Source organism: Burkholderia perseverans (assembly GCF_022870505.1).
Taxonomy (GTDB): domain Bacteria; phylum Pseudomonadota; class Gammaproteobacteria; order Burkholderiales; family Burkholderiaceae; genus Burkholderia; species Burkholderia plantarii.
Genome location: NZ_CP045093.1, coordinates 61,326 through 77,862 on the forward strand (window position 1 = coordinate 61,326; position 16,537 = coordinate 77,862).

The following is a 16,537-nucleotide window of genomic DNA, read 5'->3' on the forward strand; positions in this document are numbered from 1 at the left end:
GCGATGAAATCCCGACACCAGCAGGATCCGGCCACCACGCGCGAAGCGCCGGAGCGCCGCGCCGCGCCGTCACCGCAACCGGCATCCCCCGATCCGCACGATCCGCACGATCCGGTGGCTTGCCCCGACTGGTGGAGCGAGCCCGGCGCCTTGCCGACCGGTGCGTCGGAGGTGCGGCACGTGCCGGAAGCCTATCGGGAGCAGGGCATGATGCGGCGCGCCGCCGAATGCCGGGGCGGTCCGGCGCCGCAAGAGGAGTCCAACGCGGAGCCGCCGCGGGCCGCCGGCGATTCCGGCGCGCGCCGCTAGACGCGGAGCGCGGGGCCGGGATCATGCGCCGGCGCCCACGCAAAAAGCGGGCGCCGTTGCCGACGCCCGTTCAAGACCTCACAGCCATCCGGGATGCGAGGCGGCGGCGCGCAGCCGCCAGGGGAGAGATCCATTTCAGGCCGGCCCGCGCGGGCGCACCGGCGAGCGCAGCCCGAGTTCCTCGGCGAGGCTGTACTCGCGCGGCGCATCCTCGGTGTCGTAATGCTGGATCACGGCGCTTTCCCAGGCCGGATCGGTCGCCACCCGCCAGGCATCGAGGTCGATCGCGGGTGCGCCGCGCACGGTGGCCGCCGACAGCGCGACGCGCAGCCCGGTGCCGTCGGCGTCGAGCGCCACGTAATGCCACGGCACGGCGGTCAGCAGGCGCGCGTGGATGCGCTCGTCGAGCGCGAGCAGCGCGTAGGCGATGCGGCCGGTGCGCAGGTCGAGCATCACCTCGCTCACGTAGCCGAGCGTGTAGCCGTCGGTGGCGCGCGCGAGCGCGCCGTCGAGCATGCGGGCCGGCACCATCGCGCGGCCGGTGTGATGGGCGGCGCCGGCGGCGGCACCGGCTGGGGTCGATTGCATCGTGGGCTCCCTGGGAATCGTGTTGATGCGGTGTTGATGCGCGTGGCGACGCGATGCCGGCCCTCAGCGCGGCGGCGAAAGACAGTCGAGCGTCTCGCCGATGGCGTCGCGCTCGGCCACACCGCAACGCGTCGCGAAGTCGCCGAGCGAGACCCTCCCCACCAGCCGTCGCTCGCGCGACATCACCGGGATCCGGCGCACCTGCGTGCTGGCCATCTTGCGGCGCACCGCGTCGTCCTCGCCGCACCATTCGATCGGCACCGGGGTGATCTCGCGCACGGTGGCGCCGCCGCCCTTGCCCGAGGCTTGCGCGCGCGTGACGATGTCGCGATTGGTCACCCCGCCGGCCACGCGCGGGCCGTCGTACACGGGCAGCGCGCCCACCTCGTGGCGCGCCATCCATTGCGACGCATGACGAATCGAATCGCCCGGCGCGACTTGCACGACGTCGGGCGACCTGATCTGGCGAATTCGTTGCATCGTCTGTCTCCATCATGAAGAGGATCGATGGGGCGATCGACGCAACGCGCGTGCCACGCCCGCGCTTGCGGCCCCGCGCGCGCCGGCATGGCGGCCGGCGGGGCCGCGGCGGCGCGGCGGGTGCCGTGATTTACAAAGCATGGAAAGCGTTACCGGCGCGCCGGGCCGGCTAGCCGGGAGATGGTTTGCCGTCGTCGTCGCGCATCAGCGCGAGCCGGTTGTAGAGCGTCTTCAGGCTGATGCCGAGCGATTTCGCGGTGCGCGGCTTGTTGCCGTCGAAGTATTGCAGCGAGGCGGCGATGAAGTGCTGCTGCGACTGCGCCAGCGTCGCGCCGACCTGCAGCGTCATCACGTTGTCGCGCACGCTGGCGGCGGCCGGCGCCAGCGCCGGCGGGTGCAGCTCGATCTGCTCGTCGGCCAGGATGAAGCCGCGCTCGACCACGTTGCGCAACTCGCGCACGTTGCCGGGCCAGCTGTGGGTGTTCAGCACGCGCAGCGCCTGTGCCGAGAGCCGCTTCGCGGTACCGTGGCGCGCGTTGAGATGCGCCACCAGCTCGCGCGCGAGCTGCTCCGCGTCGCCCTCGCGCTGGCGCAGCGGCGGCACGTGCAGCGGCACGGTGGCGATCCGGTAGAACAGATCCTCGCGAAAGCGGCCGTCGCGTACCGCGGCGGCCGGATCGTGGTGGGTGGCCGCGACCACGCGCACGTCTACCGGAATCGGCTCGGTGCCGCCTACCCGCGTGATGGTGCCGCTCTCCAGCACGCGCAGCAGCTTGACCTGCAACTCGGGCGGCGCGTCGGCGATCTCGTCGAGGAACAGCGTGCCGCCGCGCGCGGCCTCGAAGAAGCCGATATGCTGCGCGACCGCGCCGGTGAAGCTGCCTTTTTCATGGCCGAACAGCTGCGATTCGGCCACGTCGCGCGCCACCGCCCCGCAGTTGACCGCGACGAACGGCTGAGCCGCGCGCGGCCCGAGCGCGTGCAGCAGCCGCGCGACCACGTCCTTGCCCGAGCCGGTCTCGCCGACGATCAGTACGCTCGCCTGCGCAAGCGCGGCGCGGCTGACCTTGGCGAGCAGCGCTTCGATCGACGAAGACTGGCCGGCCAGCCGCGGCGGATCGCTATCGAGCCGTGCCATGGAACACAGAAAACGAGCATTGGGGGGTCGGACACATGTATGGCGTCAGCTATTCCATCAATCAAGCGTTTATCATGCATTTTTTTTGAGATGGCCGCAGAGCGTGCTGAGCACCGGGGGATTGAATCTCGCAATGCAGTCAGCCGACATGGATAGAAAGATCCGATGGCGCCGAGCGGTAATATCTGCTTTCCTAGAGGTAGTCGGTCGTCCGCCCCTCCACTCGGAACTCGCGGCGCCGAACCCCGCATCGCCTACTCCGTCATCTCTCATCTCGCCGCCGCCAATGTGGCATCAGGGGCGCGCGACGCAATCGTCGAAAGGAGTCTGCATGCCACGCATTTTGATCGTCGATGACGACAGCGACACGCGCGAGATGCTCGCCGCGCTCGCGCAGAACCGGCAGCTGGCCTGCGATACCGCCGCCTCGCTGGCCGAGGCCCGGTCGCGCATGCTGACTCAGAGCTACGAACTGGTGCTCTGCGACCTGGTGCTGCCCGACGGCAACGGCATCGAGCTGTTCGAGGATTTCACGCAGCGCGGCAAACGCGGCGAACTGGTGTTCGCCACCGGTCACGCCACGCTCGACACCGCGATCGACGCGCTGCGGCAGGGCGCGAGCGACTACCTCGTCAAGCCATTCAACATGCAGCGGCTGGACGGCATCTTCGCGCGCGTCGCGCAGATGGAAGTCCACGAGGAAGAAATCGGCGCGATGCGCGACGAACTCGAGCGCGCCGGCCGCTTCGGCCGCCTGCTCGGCAACTCGCCGCCGATGCGCACGATGTACGACGCGCTCGCGCGGGTGGCCACCACCGACGCGTCGGTGCTGCTGACGGGCGAATCGGGCACCGGCAAGGAAGTGGCCGCGCAGACGCTGCACGAGTTGAGCTTCCGGCGGCGCGGGCCGTTCATCGCGATCAACTGCGGCGCGATTCCGGCGAACCTGGTGGAGAGCGAGATGTTCGGCCACGACCGCGGCAGCTTCACGGGCGCGGACCGCCAGCACAAGGGCTTCTTCGAGCGTGCCGACGGCGGCACGCTGTTCCTCGACGAGATCACCGAGATGCCGGTGGAGCTGCAGGTCAAGCTGCTGCGCGTGCTCGAGACCGGGCAGGTCACGCGGCTCGGCTCGGTGCGCGAGACCTCGATCGACGTGCGCATCGTCGCCGCCACCAATCGCGATCCGGAGGCCGCGATCGCCGCCGGCACGCTGCGCGCCGACCTTTACCACCGCATCAACGTGTTTCCGATCCCGATGCCGCCGCTGCGTGAACGCGGCGCCGACATCGTGCTGCTGGCCGACGCGTTCCTGGCCCGGCTCAACGAGGACAGCGGCCGCGCGATGCGCTTCAGCGATGCCGCGAAGGCCGCGCTGACGCGCTACGACTGGCCCGGCAACGTGCGCGAGCTGCGCAACTTCGTGCAGCGCGCCAGCATCTTCGCCGACGGCGACGCGATCGACACGCTGCCGCCGCCGATCATGGACGAAGTATCGGGCATGGCCAGCACGGGCGGCAGCGCCGTGACGGTGCCGCTCGACACGCCGCTCGAGGAGGTCGACCGCCGGCTGATCCTCGGCACGCTCGAACAGTGCGGCGGCGTGAAGGCGCATGCGGCCGAGATCCTCGACGTCAGCCTGAAGACGGTCTACAACCGCATCGGCACGCCGGGCGAGAAAGCCACCGGCGGCAAGCCGCGCGACGACAAATAAGCCCCCGGCGCCGGCGCCGCCGCGCGCGCGGCGGGCGCTACCGTCACCACCGGCATCGCGCCGGCACCGGCTTGCAGCCGTCGGGCTTCAGCGCGACACCGCGATCGCCGCGTTGACGGGCACCACGGGCGACTCGACGTCGGGCGCGCCCGCCACCACGAAACGCTCGATCACGTCCGGCTCGAACAGCAGGCAGAACGTCGAGCCGCCGTACTGGAAGTAGCCGATCTCGTCGCCCTTGGCCAGGCGCTGGCCCGGATGCGCGTCGATCACGCACGACGACACGTCGCCCATCCCCACGAACACGCAGGCCACGGTGCCCATGCCGGGGTCTTCGCAGTCGATCACCACCACCGCGCGCGTGGCCACGGCCGTCATGTAGCCTTGCGAGTCGTTGAGCCCGGACGGGTCGAGCCCCTCGACGTCGGCGCCCGAGAAGTAAGTGCCGGGAACGCGGTAGGCGTGCGTGACGATCCCGCCCACCGGCGCGTGCCAGCGATGGTAGTTGTAGGCGCTCAGATAGGCCTGGTAGATGTCGCCGCCGACGAAACGCTCGGCCAGCAGCGCGTGCTGCGGGGTCAGCATGTCGCGAATCGAATAGGGCTGCGACTTGATCCAGAATTCGTCGAGGCGCTGCACGCGCGCGGCGATCTGGTACGGCGCCGCCTCGCAGGCGCTGACCACCACGCGCGGGTCGTTCGGCTCGGCCACCGGCCGCGCGCCGTCGCGAAAGCGCCGCGTGAAGAAGTGATTCCACGAGTCGAAACCCCAGCACGGTTCGTCGCGGCGGCAGACGAATTCGTCGAGCCGCATGCGCTCGCGCGCCACTTCGCTGAACCAGCCGCTTGGACCGCGCTCGTGCAGATGCTCGCGCGAATGCGGGCCGGACAGGAAATCGCACCAGCCCGACAGCAGGCGGCCCAGTTGCGCATTGACGGTGGCGTCGCGGAACAGCGGATAGCCGGACGGCATGCACATCGGCCAGTCGAGCAGCGCGTTGACCGGGCAGACGATCAGGCTCTCCTCGCTGAATGGCGGCGCGTAGCGCATCACGTGGTCGAGGATCGCCATCAGGTCCTCGATGGTCGCGTAGCCGAGCGCATAGCCGGCCTCGCCCGCTTCGCCGATCGCGCGCGTGAGGCCCATGCGCAGCACCGCGTCGCGTTCGAACAGCGCCGCGAACTCGGCCACCACCGCCGTGCGTGGCCGTTTTCCGGCCACCGCGTAGGCGTCCTGGGCGAGCTGGCGGCGGTAGGCCGTCATCCGCAGTTCCTCGGTCGCGAGCCAGTCGCCGAGGCGGCGGCGCGTGGCCCGCGCGGGGCCCTGGATTGCCGTCATGGATCTGTCTCCGTGGCTGGTCTTGATGTCGTCGATGCCGTTGAGGTCGCGAGGCGGCGAGGCCGCTGGCGTCGGCGTTGGCGTCGGTTCGTCGGGCCTCACTGGCGCGGCAGCGAGCCGATCGCGTTCGGTTCCGGTTCGGCGTCGCGCGGCCCGCGCGACGGTATCGGTTCGCCCTGCGCATGCCGCGTGAGCTTGCCGTGCCGCACGACGTGCGGCTCGCCCGGCATCGCCTCGACCTCGTCGCCGAAGCGCGCCCGCACGAACGCGCGCAGCAGCGCGGTGCGCAGGTCCGGCCCGCTGCCGTGCCCCTCGCGGGCCGCGCAGGCGGTGCCGTCGGCGTCGAAGGTGGCCACGCAGCTCAGCGTGCCGTGCGCGTCTCGCGTGCTGCGCACGTCGATCAGCCGGTCGAGCACGTCGGTCGCGTCGGCCCATCGCGAGGACGGCGCGAACCGCGCATCCATGCGCGCCGCCGTGCCGTTCGAGAACGTCACGACGAGCGCGGGCTCGAGCGCGACGAAGGCGATCGGCAGGTCGTCGCGGGCCAGCGCTCGCGCGGTCCAGTAGTCGAGTTCGCGGCTGTCGAGATCGTCGGTGCGCATCGGGGGTATCCGGAGTGGGCGTGGAGGAAACCGAGCATCGGGCGTGCCTGCGCGGCGCGCGACGGGAACGGCCGTTGCGCGCCCGATGTCGGCACGACCCGGCATGGCAACAGGTCCGGCGTGCGCGGTTTTTGCATTGCGTTTGAAGGATTCGACTCACCCATGCATCCAGGAGGCGAGATGAAGGAATCTGAAAGAACCGTGACGAGCGACAGCTACCGCGGCCATGTGATCGCGGTGACGGCGCATCGCAACGAGCGCGGCGCGTGGGTGCCGAGCGTGACGTTGACGCGCGAGGGCGCCCCCGTGGGCCGGCCGCTGCCGGAGCCGGTCGATCCCGAATGGCTGACCGAGGAAGAGGCGGTGCGCGCCGGCATCGAGCGCGGCCGCTTCGCGGTGGATCAGGAATAGGCTCCAGAACCGGCACGAGCCGGCGGCGCCGGGGCGGCCGCGTGGCCGGTCGCCCCGGCACCGTGCCTGGCGCGGGCTGGCGGCCGGCGCGGCGCCCCGCGCGAACGGATCAGCGCGAAGCTGCCTCGCTCTCGGGGTTGCGCGTCAGGAACGCGTTGACCACCTGCGGCAGATGCTGTTCCAGCCAGTTCGCCATCGCCACTTCCTGCGGCAGGATCCGCTCGCAGACGGTGAGCGTGTCGGCGTCGCCGGCCGTGCGCGCGGCCGTGATCAGCGTGCGGTAGGTCGCGATCTCGAAGTTCTCGAACGCATAGCTCGCGATCGCGCTCTTGACCACCTCGTCGGCCGCCAGCATGCCGGTGAAGCCTTGCAGCGTGGCAAGGCTGCGCGCGCCCAGATCCTTCAGCGCCGACACGTCGCTGCCGCGCCGCCCGATGCATTCGCGGATCAGCCGCGCCTGCTCGCGCGTCTCGCCCAGATGCTGTTCGATGCGCTGCTTCAGGTCGGGATAGTGTTCGAGGCGCCGTGCCATCGCGGCGAGCATGGTGCCGGCCTGTTCTTCCATCGCATGCGCGTCGCGCAGCCATTCGTCGAGATGTTCGTCGATCGAGCGTTTCGTGTGTGCCATGTGGTGCTCCTGGTCGGGGGAGGAACTGCGTGAGCTGCGGTGGGACGCACGGCGCGATGCAAATGTCGCGCCCGCGTCGCGCGCATGGCCTGGGCGCGGCCGTCGAGCGCTGCGCCGACGGCGGGGCTTGCCCGGCAGGGCGCTTTTTGCAATCGCTTGTCAAACCCGCTCATGCCCGGCGCGATCGCGCCGCCCCGTGCGGCCGGCGCGCGGAACGCGGTTTGCTGACTCGATGAGAAATCGACCGAACTCCGGAGGATCACATGCAGACGATGAACCCGACGCTTCACAGTCTCGCGCGCGCGGCAGCGATGGCCGCCATGACCGTGCTGGCGGGCGGCTGGTCGCTCGCCGTGTCCGCCCAGGCGATCGTGCCGGTGGCACCGGGCAGCGCGCAGCTGCCGACCGGCGCCGCGTCGAAACACGACGCGAGCCCGAACCCGCCGCGCGATCCCGGCGCGCACCTGCAGCCCGACGATCGCGCGGCCGACCGTGCCGGCGCGCATGGTGTCTCGCCCGGTGCGCGCGGGCTTTCGCCGCGCGGAACCGGCTCGCATCACGACAGCGGCGCCAATGGCGGCACGATGCATCGCGACGCCGCGGGCGGGACGCGCGGGGCCGCTTCGGGCGGCGGCGCGGGCAGCGGCGATGCGCACGGGTACTGAGGCCGGACGCGAAATCCGAAGCCGGCGCCGCGGCGGCGCGACGAATGAGCGTGTGCCGCCGTGGCGGCCGCGCGCCTGAACCCGTCAGCGGGTACCGGGTACCGGGTCGATGCGGACGCAGCGATCCGGCTCGACATCCGCCCTCAGGCGGCACCCGGCGCCGGCTCATGATGCGCGAGTCCGTATCGCACGAGACGCCGCGCCGTGCGCAGGGCGTCGACCAGTTCGTCGTAGGCGCGCTCGCGCGAATTCGCGTCGCGCGTGCGCAGCACGAACGACGGATGATCGGTGCCCACCACGTAGCGCCCGTCCGGCAGCGCGACCGCCTGGTGCGTGCGCGGCAACGTCGCCGCCGGGTCGTCGAGCACGGCGCGTAGCGCGGTGGCACCCAGCGCCACGATCACGCGCGGTCCGACCGCGTCGAGTTCGCGCGCGAGCCAGTGGCGGCATGCCTCCACCTCGCGCTGCGCGGGCGGCCGGTGCAGCCGGCGCTTGCCGCGCGGTTCCCATTTGAAGTGCTTGACCGCATTGGTCAGATAGACCTCGGCGCGCGCGATGTCGGCATCGGCCAGCGCGCGGTCGAGGATATGGCCAGCCGAACCGACGAACGGTCGGCCGCTGAGGTCGTCGCGGTCGCCGGGCTGTTCGCCGACCAGCATCAGTAGCGCGCGTCGCGGCCCCTCGCCGCGGACCGCCTGCGTCGCGTGTTCCCACAGCGGGCAGCGCCGGCACGCGCCGAGTTCTCGCGACGGCGGCGCGTCGGCGCGGCGGACCCTGGACGGACCGGTCATCGGGATGTCGCCCGGCCCGGGGCGGGCGGCGGCGTCGGAGCGAGAGTTCATGAATCGCCCGGCGCGCAATTCCCATGCCGGGCAAACGGTGTCGCGAGGTCGGAACGACCGGCACGGCGTTTGCATGATCCGGCATGACGGTGCGCGCGCGAGCCCCTGGGGCGGTGTGCGAAAGCCGCGTGATGCCCATGCGGCGTCCAGGTACTCACCGGCGGCCCTCGTCCGTACCGAACGGGCCGCCGCAGCAAGGAGAGCGTGATGATGACCCACGACCGGGGCCGGCAGGTCCACTACGAAGTCAACGTATGCGGCGGCACGTTCGAATCGGTGCGCGGCCGCTTCCCCGTCTGGCAGCGCGAGCCGCTGCTGCACAGCCCGCAGCGGACCATGTTCGAGGACAAGGCCGGCGTGCGGCGCCTCGACGACACCGTGTTCGACAGCGCCGAAGCCGCGCAGCGCGCGCTGCGCCGCGCCTGCGCGCCGGACGACCGCGACGCGCTGGCGGCGCCGATCGTCGACGGCGAGCGTTCGCTGTGGCTCGTGATGGCCGCGTTCGTGGCATGAGCGTGCCGGCGGGTGGAATCTTCAAGCCATGTAGCGAAGGCGCGGCCGGCCCGACATCCGCCGTCCGGCGCGGCGCCCAAAACCAGGAGTTCCGATGAAAACCGATCCGATCCTGCATCAGCCCGATCCCGGTACGCCCGAGGCGCCCGAGATCCCCGAAACCGTGCCGGAGCCCGCGCCCGGCCCCGGCCATCAGCCCGAGCACGTGCCCGAGCCGTACCAGCAGCCAGGGGGGGATCCACCGGCGCCGGTGCGCGGCCTGACATCCATTCAAGGCGGCGGGTCATGAGCCTGCGCATCGCACCCGGCTCGCGCGCCATCGCCGGGGCGTTCCTGCCGCGCAGCCCGAACGCCGGTGCCGGCGGCAATCACGTAAAACGCCGCCGATCCGACCATGCACTTATTACGAGCGCATGGTAGATACGCCAGACCGCGCCTTGCCCGATTCCGCGAAACCCCGCTCCGACGGGGCTCGGAGCCCCTGGCACGCGGTTTGCATGAGAATGCGGGCCGGAAGGTGGGCGTGGTGGCTTCGACAGGCCGCCACTCCTGCATGAACCGGCCGCTTGCAAGGAGAACGAACATGCCAGCCAAGTCCCAATCCCAGCAGCGTGCGGCCGGTGCCGCGCTGGCCGCCAAGCGCGGCCAGACCAAGGTGGGCTCGTTGAAACCGGCATCGAAATCGATGTACGACTCGATGAGTGAAAAGCAGCTCGAGGACTTCGCCCATACGAAGACCCGGGGCAAGCCGCGACACAAGCACGACGCTTGATCCGCGGCGCATCCATGATTTGAATGACTTGAACAGGGAGGTAACCATGCTCTACTACGCCGTCGTATTTTTCGTGATCGCAATCGTTGCCGCATTCTTCGGGTTCGGTGGCATTGCCGCCGGTGCCGCATCGATTGCCAAGATCCTGTTCTTCATCTTCCTGATCGTGTTCATCGTCACGCTCGTGATGGGCATGATGCGACGTTGAACCAGGCCGCCGCCGCGTGCCGCCTCGGCGGTGCGTGACGGCGGCCATGCCACCGACGGCGCGGCCGGCTCGAATGCCGGACCGCGCCGTTTTTCGTTGCGGCGCGCCCCGGACTCAGCGCCCCGCGCGCGAGAAGCGGTGATACCAGTTCATCAGCGGCGTGGCCGACACGCCATGCACGATCACCGACAGCGCCACGATGCCGAGCACCACCGGCACGAGCGGCAGCGCCGCGTCGGGGCGATGCTCGATGGCGAACAGCAGGTAGTAGAACGAACCGATGCCGCGGATCCCGAACCAGCCGATCAGCCGGCGCTGCGTCGCGGTGGTGGGCGAGCGGGCCAGCGACAGCGCCACCGCGAGCGGCCGGATCAGCAGCATCAGCGCGGCGGCCAGCGCCAGCATCGGCCAGCCGAACGCGGCCGGCGAGAGCGTGGCGAGCGCGCCGCCCACCAGCGTCATCACCACCGCCTCGGCGATCCGCTCCAGTTCGATGGTGAAGCCGAGCACCGATTCGGTCATGTAGGCGTGGGCCTTGGCGGGGTCGCGCTCGGTGGCGCTCACGTCGGTCGAATCGATCGTGCCGATCACTTCGCGCGGCGCGCTCGGCCCGCTCGCGCGGTGTTCGACGCGCCGCATCGCGACGCCGGCCGCGAACACGGCCAGGAAGCCGAAGGTTTGCGCGGACTGCGCCACGCCGAACGCGATCACGATCAGCCCGAGCGCGAAGAAGCCTTCCAGCCCGAGCGCCTGCGCATGGCGCGTCCGCAGCCAGGCGACGCCGTGAGTGGTGATCCAGCCGAGCCCGGCGCCGATCGCGAGCGCGCCCGCGATGCCCCAGGCGAGCTGGCCGAGGAACGCCGCGGAGCCGGGCGCCGCGCCGCCGGTCGCGGCGGTGTCGCCGCACAGCGCGAGCGCCGCCAGCACGAACGGCAGCGCGATGCCGTCGTTCAGGCCGCCCTCGCCCGACAGCGCGAAGCGCACCAGATCGACGTCGCCGGGGCTGCGCACCTGCACGTCATGGGCAAGCACCGGATCGGTCGGCGAGAGCATCGCGGCCAGCAGCAGCGCCGGCCCCCAGCCGAGGCCGAGCGCGACGGTCGCGACCGCCGCGACCAGCGGCACCGTGACGAGCATCGCCACGAAGCCGAGCCGCACCGGCAGCAGCCAGAGGCGGTCGAGCGACGGCAGCCGCAGGCGCAGCCCGATCGCGAACAGCGAGACCAGCAGCGCGATCTCGGTCACGTGCCGCAGCAGCGTCGCGTCGCGCGCGAGGTCGAGATGCATCAGGCCGATCCCGGCCGGCCCGAGCAGCGCGCCCACCGCGAGATAGATCATCGCGGTGCTGCATGGCAGCTGGCGCAGCGCCGAGCCGGCGAAGCCGACCGCGATGAACACGCCGCCGACGATCAGGTACCACTCGGTTTCATGTGGCATCGAAGCTCCGGATAAGCGGCCGGCGGCGCGGCACGACGCGCGCGGATTGCCGGCCGGGGGGAAGGGCGTCGCGGTCGCGGCAGTATCGCGCGGTCGCGGCGTCGGCGTCGGCATGCTGAAAGGCGAAGAGCGAAGCGGCCAGGCGCGAATCCCGCCGTGGCGGCGCGGTGATCGACCCCATCTCCGCGGTCGGCAAGCGCCATGCCTGTTCAACCATGCGACGCGATCGCGTCGCCGGTCGAAACAACTGGCCGAGCCGGCGGCGCGGCATGCGCGTTGCGCGGTATCGGGTTCGTCCCGGCCGCGCCAGCGGGTGACGGCCGTTTTCCCGAACCACGAGATCCGGAGGTGTTCCATGACAGCGAGCCACCGTTCGCATACCGGCCACGAACTGAGCCATTCGCGCGCGCACGAAGGCAGCCGCGCGCAGCAGGACCACGACAAGGGCGGCCATCAAGGCGGCCACGAGAAAGGCGGGCGGGACAAGCCGCCGAGCCCGCTCGACGTCCAGAAGGCGCTGAAGGGCGTCGATTACCCGGCCGCCAGGGCCGACCTGGTGCGCAGCGCGCGCGAGGGCCACGTCAACGCGCGCATCGTCGACAGTCTGCAGCGCATTCCCGATCGCGAATACGCGACGCCGGCTTCGGTGTCGAAGGAACTCGGCAAGGTAATGTAAGCGCGGCGCCGGAGGCGCTGCCGATCGCCTCCGGCGCACCATGCATCTCTTGAGCATGGCTTGAGTTTTCCGCCGCCGTTTTCGCGGCCGCAGCGTTCAGCTTCCCTCGCCTGTCCCGCTTCCCGTCCGGTCGGAATTGCCGCCCGGCGGCGCTCGTCCTGTCCGCTCGCGCGACCGTTTCCGGTCACTTCGACCGCGCCCCGCATTCGGCCGAAACCCACGCCCGGCGTGGCATCGGGGCCTACCCTTACAGACGATTATTTTCGATTTTTTTATATTTTTTTCTCCCGATGATGTCATCCGCTGGAAAGCTTGTTTTCAAATTTCCATCGTTCTCCTTTCGTGCGGATGGACATGATGCGTACCAACAGCAAGGTCTCGATCTGTATACCGACCCATAATCGCGCCCATCTGATCGGCGAGTGCATCGACTCGTGTCTGGCCCAGCGCCACCCCGACATCGAGATCGTGATCGGCGACGACTCCGCGGGCGATGCCACCGAACGCCTGGTCCGCGAGCGTTACGGCGGCGATCCGCGCATTCGCTATGCGCGCAACCGGCCCTCGCTGGGCCAGGCGCCGAACGTGACGAGCCTGTTCGCGCGTGCGAGCGGCGACAAGATCCTGTTGATCCACGACGACGATTTCCTGCTGCGCGACGGCCTCGCGCGGCTGCTCGCGCAATGGGAGCGCCACCCCGACCTCGACGCGGCGTTCGGCAACCAGTACGTCGTCGACCAGCGCAGCCGCATCGATCGGGCCGCCACGCGCCGGCTCAACCTGATGTTCCACCGTCGTCCCGCGGCGGCCGGCCTGCAGCCGCAGCCGGGCCGCGTCGGGCTCGTGCAGATGTTCCCGAACAACGGCTGGCTCGCGCGAGCCGATCTCGTCAAGCGGATCGGCTACGACGACAGCTACGGCTCGTGTTGCGACTACGTGTTCAACACGCGGCTCTGCCTCGCCGCGCGGCGCATCAGCTACGTGGACGACTACGTGTCGTGCTACCGCGAAACCGACGTGTCGATCTCGCGCGCGACGCGCCACTCGATGCGCTCGGCCTCGCTGATGGCATGGCATTTCGTCAACGAGCTGGCGCTGCCGCCCGAGCTCGAACCGGCGCGGCGGCTCGCGCTGCGGCGGCTGGTGCCGATCGTCGTGTCGCTCTATGCGCGCAACCACGAGCCGCGCACGAGCCTCGCGATCGCGCTCGGCAATCTCTATGCGTATCGGTTCGGGCTCAGCCCGCGGCTCTATTACCACCTGCTGATGATGTGGAAGGGGCGGCGCGGCGTCGAGCCCGGTCCGGTGTAGTCGGGATGGGGGCGGCGCAGGGATCGGTGGCACCGCGGCCTGGGGGGAGGGATGAGCGCCCGCGCGCGGACCGTTGTGGCTAAGATGGCGGGCAACGCCGCGCGCCATTTCCTCGCCGACAGCCGATACCGATGACACTCCATTTTCCCGACACCGAACGCCTTCATCTCGACAACCCGATCTGGCGTGCCTTGATCACCTGCCAGGCCGGCATCGCGGTCGGCGGCGAGCTGGCACGACGCTTCCAGCCCGAGATCTCGCCGTTCGGCGCGCTGGCCGCCGACACGCCCGAAGCATGGCGCGCGTTCGCGGCGCTGATGGCGCCGGGCGAGACCGTGAAGATGTTCGCCACCACGCCGTGGCAGCCCGCTGACACGTTCGAAATCAAGGGGCAAGGCACGCTGAACCAGATGATCCAGCGCGCGCCGCGCGAGGACGAGACCGGCGACGGCATCGAGCGCCTCGACGCCGCGCACGCGCGCGAGATCGCCGAACTGGTGGCGCTGACGCAGCCGGGGCCGTTTGCGGCGCGCACGCCCGAGATGGGCCGCTACTACGGCATCCGGCACGACGGCGAGCTGGTGGCGATGGCGGGCGAGCGGCTGCACCTGCCGGGCTTCACCGAGATCAGCGCGGTGTGCGTCCATCCCGATCATCGCGGCCGGCGCCTTGCCGGGCGGCTCGTCGGGTTCGCCGCGCAGCAGATCGTGGCGCGCGGCGAGTTGCCGTTCCTGCATGTGTTCGAGACCAACGCGGGGGCGATCGGGTTGTACGAAAAGCTCGGGTTCGACGTGCGGCGGCCGTTGTTCGCAGTGACGCTGGCGCGGCGTTGAGGAAAGCGGACGGGCCGGCGCGTTGCCCGTCAGCGATTCTCTCTGCGCCCCGAGGCTGCTGATGCCCGACACGGGGCGCGCTCGTTGCGCGTCGAACCGGCGTCCAGCGGGAAAGTCCCCCCGTATTCATCGCTTGCCCGGCCCATTCACGATGCTTACAATCTCGTTTCGAAATATTTCGTAACGCTTGAGGTGCCGCGGCTCGCGCGGCACCCGCGCGATGCGGGGTGTTCGTCCGCCGGGACGCGTGACACATCGGGCCGATCCTCAGGCATTCCCACTCGATTCACCTGCTGTTCGAGGCACCGGAAACGATGTCTCGACGGGCGCGCGCGTCGGTACGCCGACGTGGGCGGGCGGGATGTCGGATCGACGCTCGACGGCCGCATGCCCGCGCCGGCATTTCCCGATACCCATAACGATCTCGTGACATGAGCAAACGAAACCTGGTTATTTTGTCGTGCCTGGCGGTATTCGCCGGCTGCGGGGGCGGCGAGGATGCGGGGCCGGTCGTGGCGGGCACGACCGGAGGCGGCAACGCGGGAAGCGAGCCGACCAGTCGCGTCGCGAGCTTTACCCAGGCAGAGGGAACCCAGCGGATCTGGGAGGGCGTCGCGATCGGGAGCGGGGACTTGCCGGCCATGCCGAGCTATCCGCAAATTACGCTCGACGACCGGGGCATGGCGCTCGCGTCATGGCGGGATCTCCTCGGCCCGTCGCAACTGGTGACCTCGGTCACCGATGGCGACGGCAAATGGTCCGCCGCGCAGGTACTGGCGGGATCGGCCGGGACTGCGTCCGGCTATAGCAGCTATGTGCAGCGGACCAATGCCGCGGGACAGCGTGTCCTGCTCTCGAGCCAATCGGGCGAATACGCCGATAGCGCCGTGAACCATGCCTTTTTCTTTACGCCGTCGATCGGATGGTCCGGCGCGGTTCCCCTGTCCCGGGAGCTGGCGGCGGACTCGCCGAACGCTTCCGATCTGACGGTGACCGACGACGGCACGGCGCTGGTTTCCGTGCTCGGCTACGACTCCCTCGCCAACCCCCAGGACACCACGGCGCCCGCCGAACTGTATCGCGTGCGTCCTGACGGAGCGGCGTCGGTCGGCCTCGCCGGCGTATCGATTGCCGAGAACGGGTTGATCCTTGCGCCGCGCCAGTCGACTCACCGGCACGCCGCCTTTGCGATGGCGCCTCGCGATCCGGACGTGGCGGCGATCCAGGGATACTTTCTATGGCAGGAAGTGAGCCTGTCGTTCCCGCAGTATTCGTCGCTCGGCGTGCTCCGTCCGTCGATCGACGGCGCTCAGACCACGTTCCCGCATCGCGCGTTTGGTTTGCACCTGAGCGACGAGCATTTCCCGGCGGGCAGCCCGTTCGCCGCCACCTGCGACACGGCCGGCCTGCCGATCGGGAAAGCGTTGAGCGCGCCCTCGGCGATATTCATCTTGGGCGTGGGAACGTCGTCGGGCGAATGCATGCTGGTGCCGTCTCTTTACGCCGAGACTGATTCCAGCTGGGGCATCACGACCGGCACCATCGCCACGGGCGACCTGGGTGACGTGCGGCTGCTGACGAACGAGGCCGGAAGCGCCCTGCTGCTGTGGTCGCAAACCGATCGGTCGACGGGCAGCACCGAGTACTGGTGGAGCCAGGCGCGCAACGGTCATCAATGGGATCGGCCGGCCCGCCTCGCCAAGGCGCTTGGGGTCGACGACACCGCGCTCGACTCGGTTGCCATGGCGATGAGTCCGGCAGGGGAAGCCGTGATTGCGTTTTCCACGAAGGGGCCGCGACTGCAGAATCTGCGCTCGGGCCAGTTGAACTACGCGCGCTTCAACTTCAAGTCAGGATGGGGCGGCAAGACGGAAATTGCCCAAGGCAACTACAACTTGGGATTCGGCATCGCCGTCGACATCAATCGCAACGGCAAGGCCGTGGTGCTCTACACGGTCGCGCCGTGCTTCGTGCCCGGCGACGCGAAGACGAACTGCACGTCGCCGTCGGTGTACGCCTACACGTTGTGAGCGGTGCGCGTGATGTTCTGATGCCCGGCCTGATGGCGTGTC

Annotated in this window: 21 protein-coding genes; 12 read left to right on the forward strand and 9 right to left on the reverse strand. The window is 70.0% G+C overall.

The features are described from left to right. The first annotated feature begins 3 nt into the window (after positions 1–3). Positions 4–309, forward strand: coding sequence for a hypothetical protein (locus tag BpN12_RS00235; RefSeq protein ID WP_246793295.1), 306 nt, complete (start codon positions 4–6; stop codon positions 307–309). Positions 310–444: 135 nt separating this feature from the next. Here the strand turns inward: BpN12_RS00235 and BpN12_RS00240 are convergent, their stop codons facing one another. The 3 genes from BpN12_RS00240 to BpN12_RS00250 all read right to left on the reverse strand — a co-directional run bounded on the left by BpN12_RS00240 (position 445) and on the right by BpN12_RS00250 (position 2,515). Next, complete coding sequence (locus BpN12_RS00240; protein WP_246793296.1) at positions 445–897, reverse strand: PRC-barrel domain-containing protein; 453 nt, start codon at positions 895–897, stop codon at positions 445–447. Between the two features lie 63 nt (positions 898–960). Next, the gene (locus BpN12_RS00245) at positions 961–1,377 is read right to left on the reverse strand and encodes a CBS domain-containing protein (protein WP_246793297.1); all 417 of its coding nucleotides are present in this window, start codon (positions 1,375–1,377) and stop codon (positions 961–963) included. A gap of 169 nt (positions 1,378–1,546) precedes the next feature. After that, positions 1,547–2,515 (reverse strand): sigma-54 interaction domain-containing protein, encoded by a 969-nt coding sequence (locus BpN12_RS00250; protein ID WP_246793298.1) that lies wholly within the window; start codon positions 2,513–2,515, stop codon positions 1,547–1,549. Between the two features lie 331 nt (positions 2,516–2,846). Here BpN12_RS00250 and BpN12_RS00255 point away from each other — a divergent pair, with 331 nt between their 5' ends. Next, positions 2,847–4,229, forward strand: coding sequence for a sigma-54-dependent transcriptional regulator (locus BpN12_RS00255; RefSeq protein ID WP_246793299.1), 1,383 nt, complete (start codon positions 2,847–2,849; stop codon positions 4,227–4,229). Between the two features lie 87 nt (positions 4,230–4,316). Here the strand turns inward: BpN12_RS00255 and BpN12_RS00260 are convergent, their stop codons facing one another. Together BpN12_RS00260 and BpN12_RS00265 are read right to left on the reverse strand one after the other, a co-directional pair. Beyond that, positions 4,317–5,567 carry a phosphatidylserine decarboxylase family protein gene (locus tag BpN12_RS00260; RefSeq protein WP_246793300.1) on the reverse strand — a complete coding sequence of 417 codons (1,251 nt, stop codon included), beginning with the start codon at positions 5,565–5,567 and terminating at the stop codon, positions 4,317–4,319. A 98-nt stretch (positions 5,568–5,665) separates the two neighbouring features. Continuing rightward, positions 5,666–6,169 carry a phage protein NinX family protein gene (locus tag BpN12_RS00265; protein ID WP_246793301.1) on the reverse strand — a complete coding sequence of 168 codons (504 nt, stop codon included), beginning with the start codon at positions 6,167–6,169 and terminating at the stop codon, positions 5,666–5,668. 180 nt (positions 6,170–6,349) lie between these two features. On the opposite strand from BpN12_RS00265, the gene BpN12_RS00270 reads away from it, so the two are divergent. Continuing rightward, the gene (locus BpN12_RS00270) at positions 6,350–6,580 is read left to right on the forward strand and encodes a DUF6566 family protein (protein ID WP_246793302.1); all 231 of its coding nucleotides are present in this window, start codon (positions 6,350–6,352) and stop codon (positions 6,578–6,580) included. A 109-nt stretch (positions 6,581–6,689) separates the two neighbouring features. On the opposite strand, the gene BpN12_RS00275 is transcribed toward BpN12_RS00270, so the two are convergent. Continuing rightward, positions 6,690–7,208 (reverse strand): ferritin-like domain-containing protein, encoded by a 519-nt coding sequence (locus tag BpN12_RS00275; RefSeq protein WP_246793303.1) that lies wholly within the window; start codon positions 7,206–7,208, stop codon positions 6,690–6,692. 263 nt (positions 7,209–7,471) lie between these two features. Here BpN12_RS00275 and BpN12_RS00280 point away from each other — a divergent pair, with 263 nt between their 5' ends. After that, entirely contained in the window at positions 7,472–7,873 is a 402-nt protein-coding gene (locus BpN12_RS00280; protein WP_246793304.1) for a hypothetical protein, read from the forward strand. Positions 7,874–8,016: 143 nt separating this feature from the next. Here the strand turns inward: BpN12_RS00280 and BpN12_RS00285 are convergent, their stop codons facing one another. After that, the gene (locus BpN12_RS00285; protein WP_246794733.1) at positions 8,017–8,664 is read right to left on the reverse strand and encodes a UdgX family uracil-DNA binding protein; all 648 of its coding nucleotides are present in this window, start codon (positions 8,662–8,664) and stop codon (positions 8,017–8,019) included. A 258-nt stretch (positions 8,665–8,922) separates the two neighbouring features. Between BpN12_RS00285 and BpN12_RS00290 the strand changes: the two genes are divergently transcribed. The 4 genes from BpN12_RS00290 (at position 8,923) to BpN12_RS00305 (ending at position 10,208) form a co-directional block, all read left to right on the forward strand. After that, positions 8,923–9,228, forward strand: coding sequence for a hypothetical protein (locus BpN12_RS00290; protein WP_246793305.1), 306 nt, complete (start codon positions 8,923–8,925; stop codon positions 9,226–9,228). Positions 9,229–9,322: 94 nt separating this feature from the next. Then, entirely contained in the window at positions 9,323–9,517 is a 195-nt protein-coding gene (locus tag BpN12_RS00295) for a hypothetical protein (protein WP_246793306.1), read from the forward strand. Positions 9,518–9,811: 294 nt separating this feature from the next. Continuing rightward, positions 9,812–10,000: a DUF3008 family protein gene (locus BpN12_RS00300; RefSeq protein ID WP_042629191.1), complete on the forward strand. Its 189-nt coding sequence runs from the start codon at positions 9,812–9,814 to the stop codon at positions 9,998–10,000. 46 nt (positions 10,001–10,046) lie between these two features. Beyond that, complete coding sequence (locus BpN12_RS00305; RefSeq protein ID WP_198256169.1) at positions 10,047–10,208, forward strand: DUF1328 domain-containing protein; 162 nt, start codon at positions 10,047–10,049, stop codon at positions 10,206–10,208. 114 nt (positions 10,209–10,322) lie between these two features. Here BpN12_RS00305 and BpN12_RS00310 read toward each other — a convergent pair whose 3' ends face one another. Next, positions 10,323–11,645: a cation:proton antiporter gene (locus BpN12_RS00310; protein WP_246793307.1), complete on the reverse strand. Its 1,323-nt coding sequence runs from the start codon at positions 11,643–11,645 to the stop codon at positions 10,323–10,325. Then, positions 11,635–11,862, reverse strand: coding sequence for a hypothetical protein (locus BpN12_RS00315; protein WP_246793308.1), 228 nt, complete (start codon positions 11,860–11,862; stop codon positions 11,635–11,637). The genes BpN12_RS00310 and BpN12_RS00315 overlap by 11 nt, the downstream gene beginning before the upstream one ends. A 138-nt stretch (positions 11,863–12,000) precedes the next feature. On the opposite strand from BpN12_RS00315, the gene BpN12_RS00320 reads away from it, so the two are divergent. From BpN12_RS00320 to BpN12_RS00335, 4 genes are all read left to right on the forward strand, one after another. Further along, a complete protein-coding gene (locus BpN12_RS00320) occupies positions 12,001–12,321 on the forward strand; it encodes a DUF2795 domain-containing protein (RefSeq protein ID WP_246793309.1) in 321 nt (106 codons plus the stop codon). A 354-nt stretch (positions 12,322–12,675) separates the two neighbouring features. Further along, positions 12,676–13,632 carry a glycosyltransferase family 2 protein gene (locus BpN12_RS00325; protein ID WP_246793310.1) on the forward strand — a complete coding sequence of 319 codons (957 nt, stop codon included), beginning with the start codon at positions 12,676–12,678 and terminating at the stop codon, positions 13,630–13,632. Between the two features lie 131 nt (positions 13,633–13,763). Then, positions 13,764–14,465, forward strand: a complete 702-nt coding sequence (locus BpN12_RS00330; protein ID WP_246793311.1) for a GNAT family N-acetyltransferase — start codon at positions 13,764–13,766, stop codon at positions 14,463–14,465. A 431-nt stretch (positions 14,466–14,896) separates the two neighbouring features. Continuing rightward, the gene (locus BpN12_RS00335; RefSeq protein WP_246793312.1) at positions 14,897–16,495 is read left to right on the forward strand and encodes an SMP-30/gluconolactonase/LRE family protein; all 1,599 of its coding nucleotides are present in this window, start codon (positions 14,897–14,899) and stop codon (positions 16,493–16,495) included. Positions 16,496–16,537 lie beyond the last annotated feature (42 nt).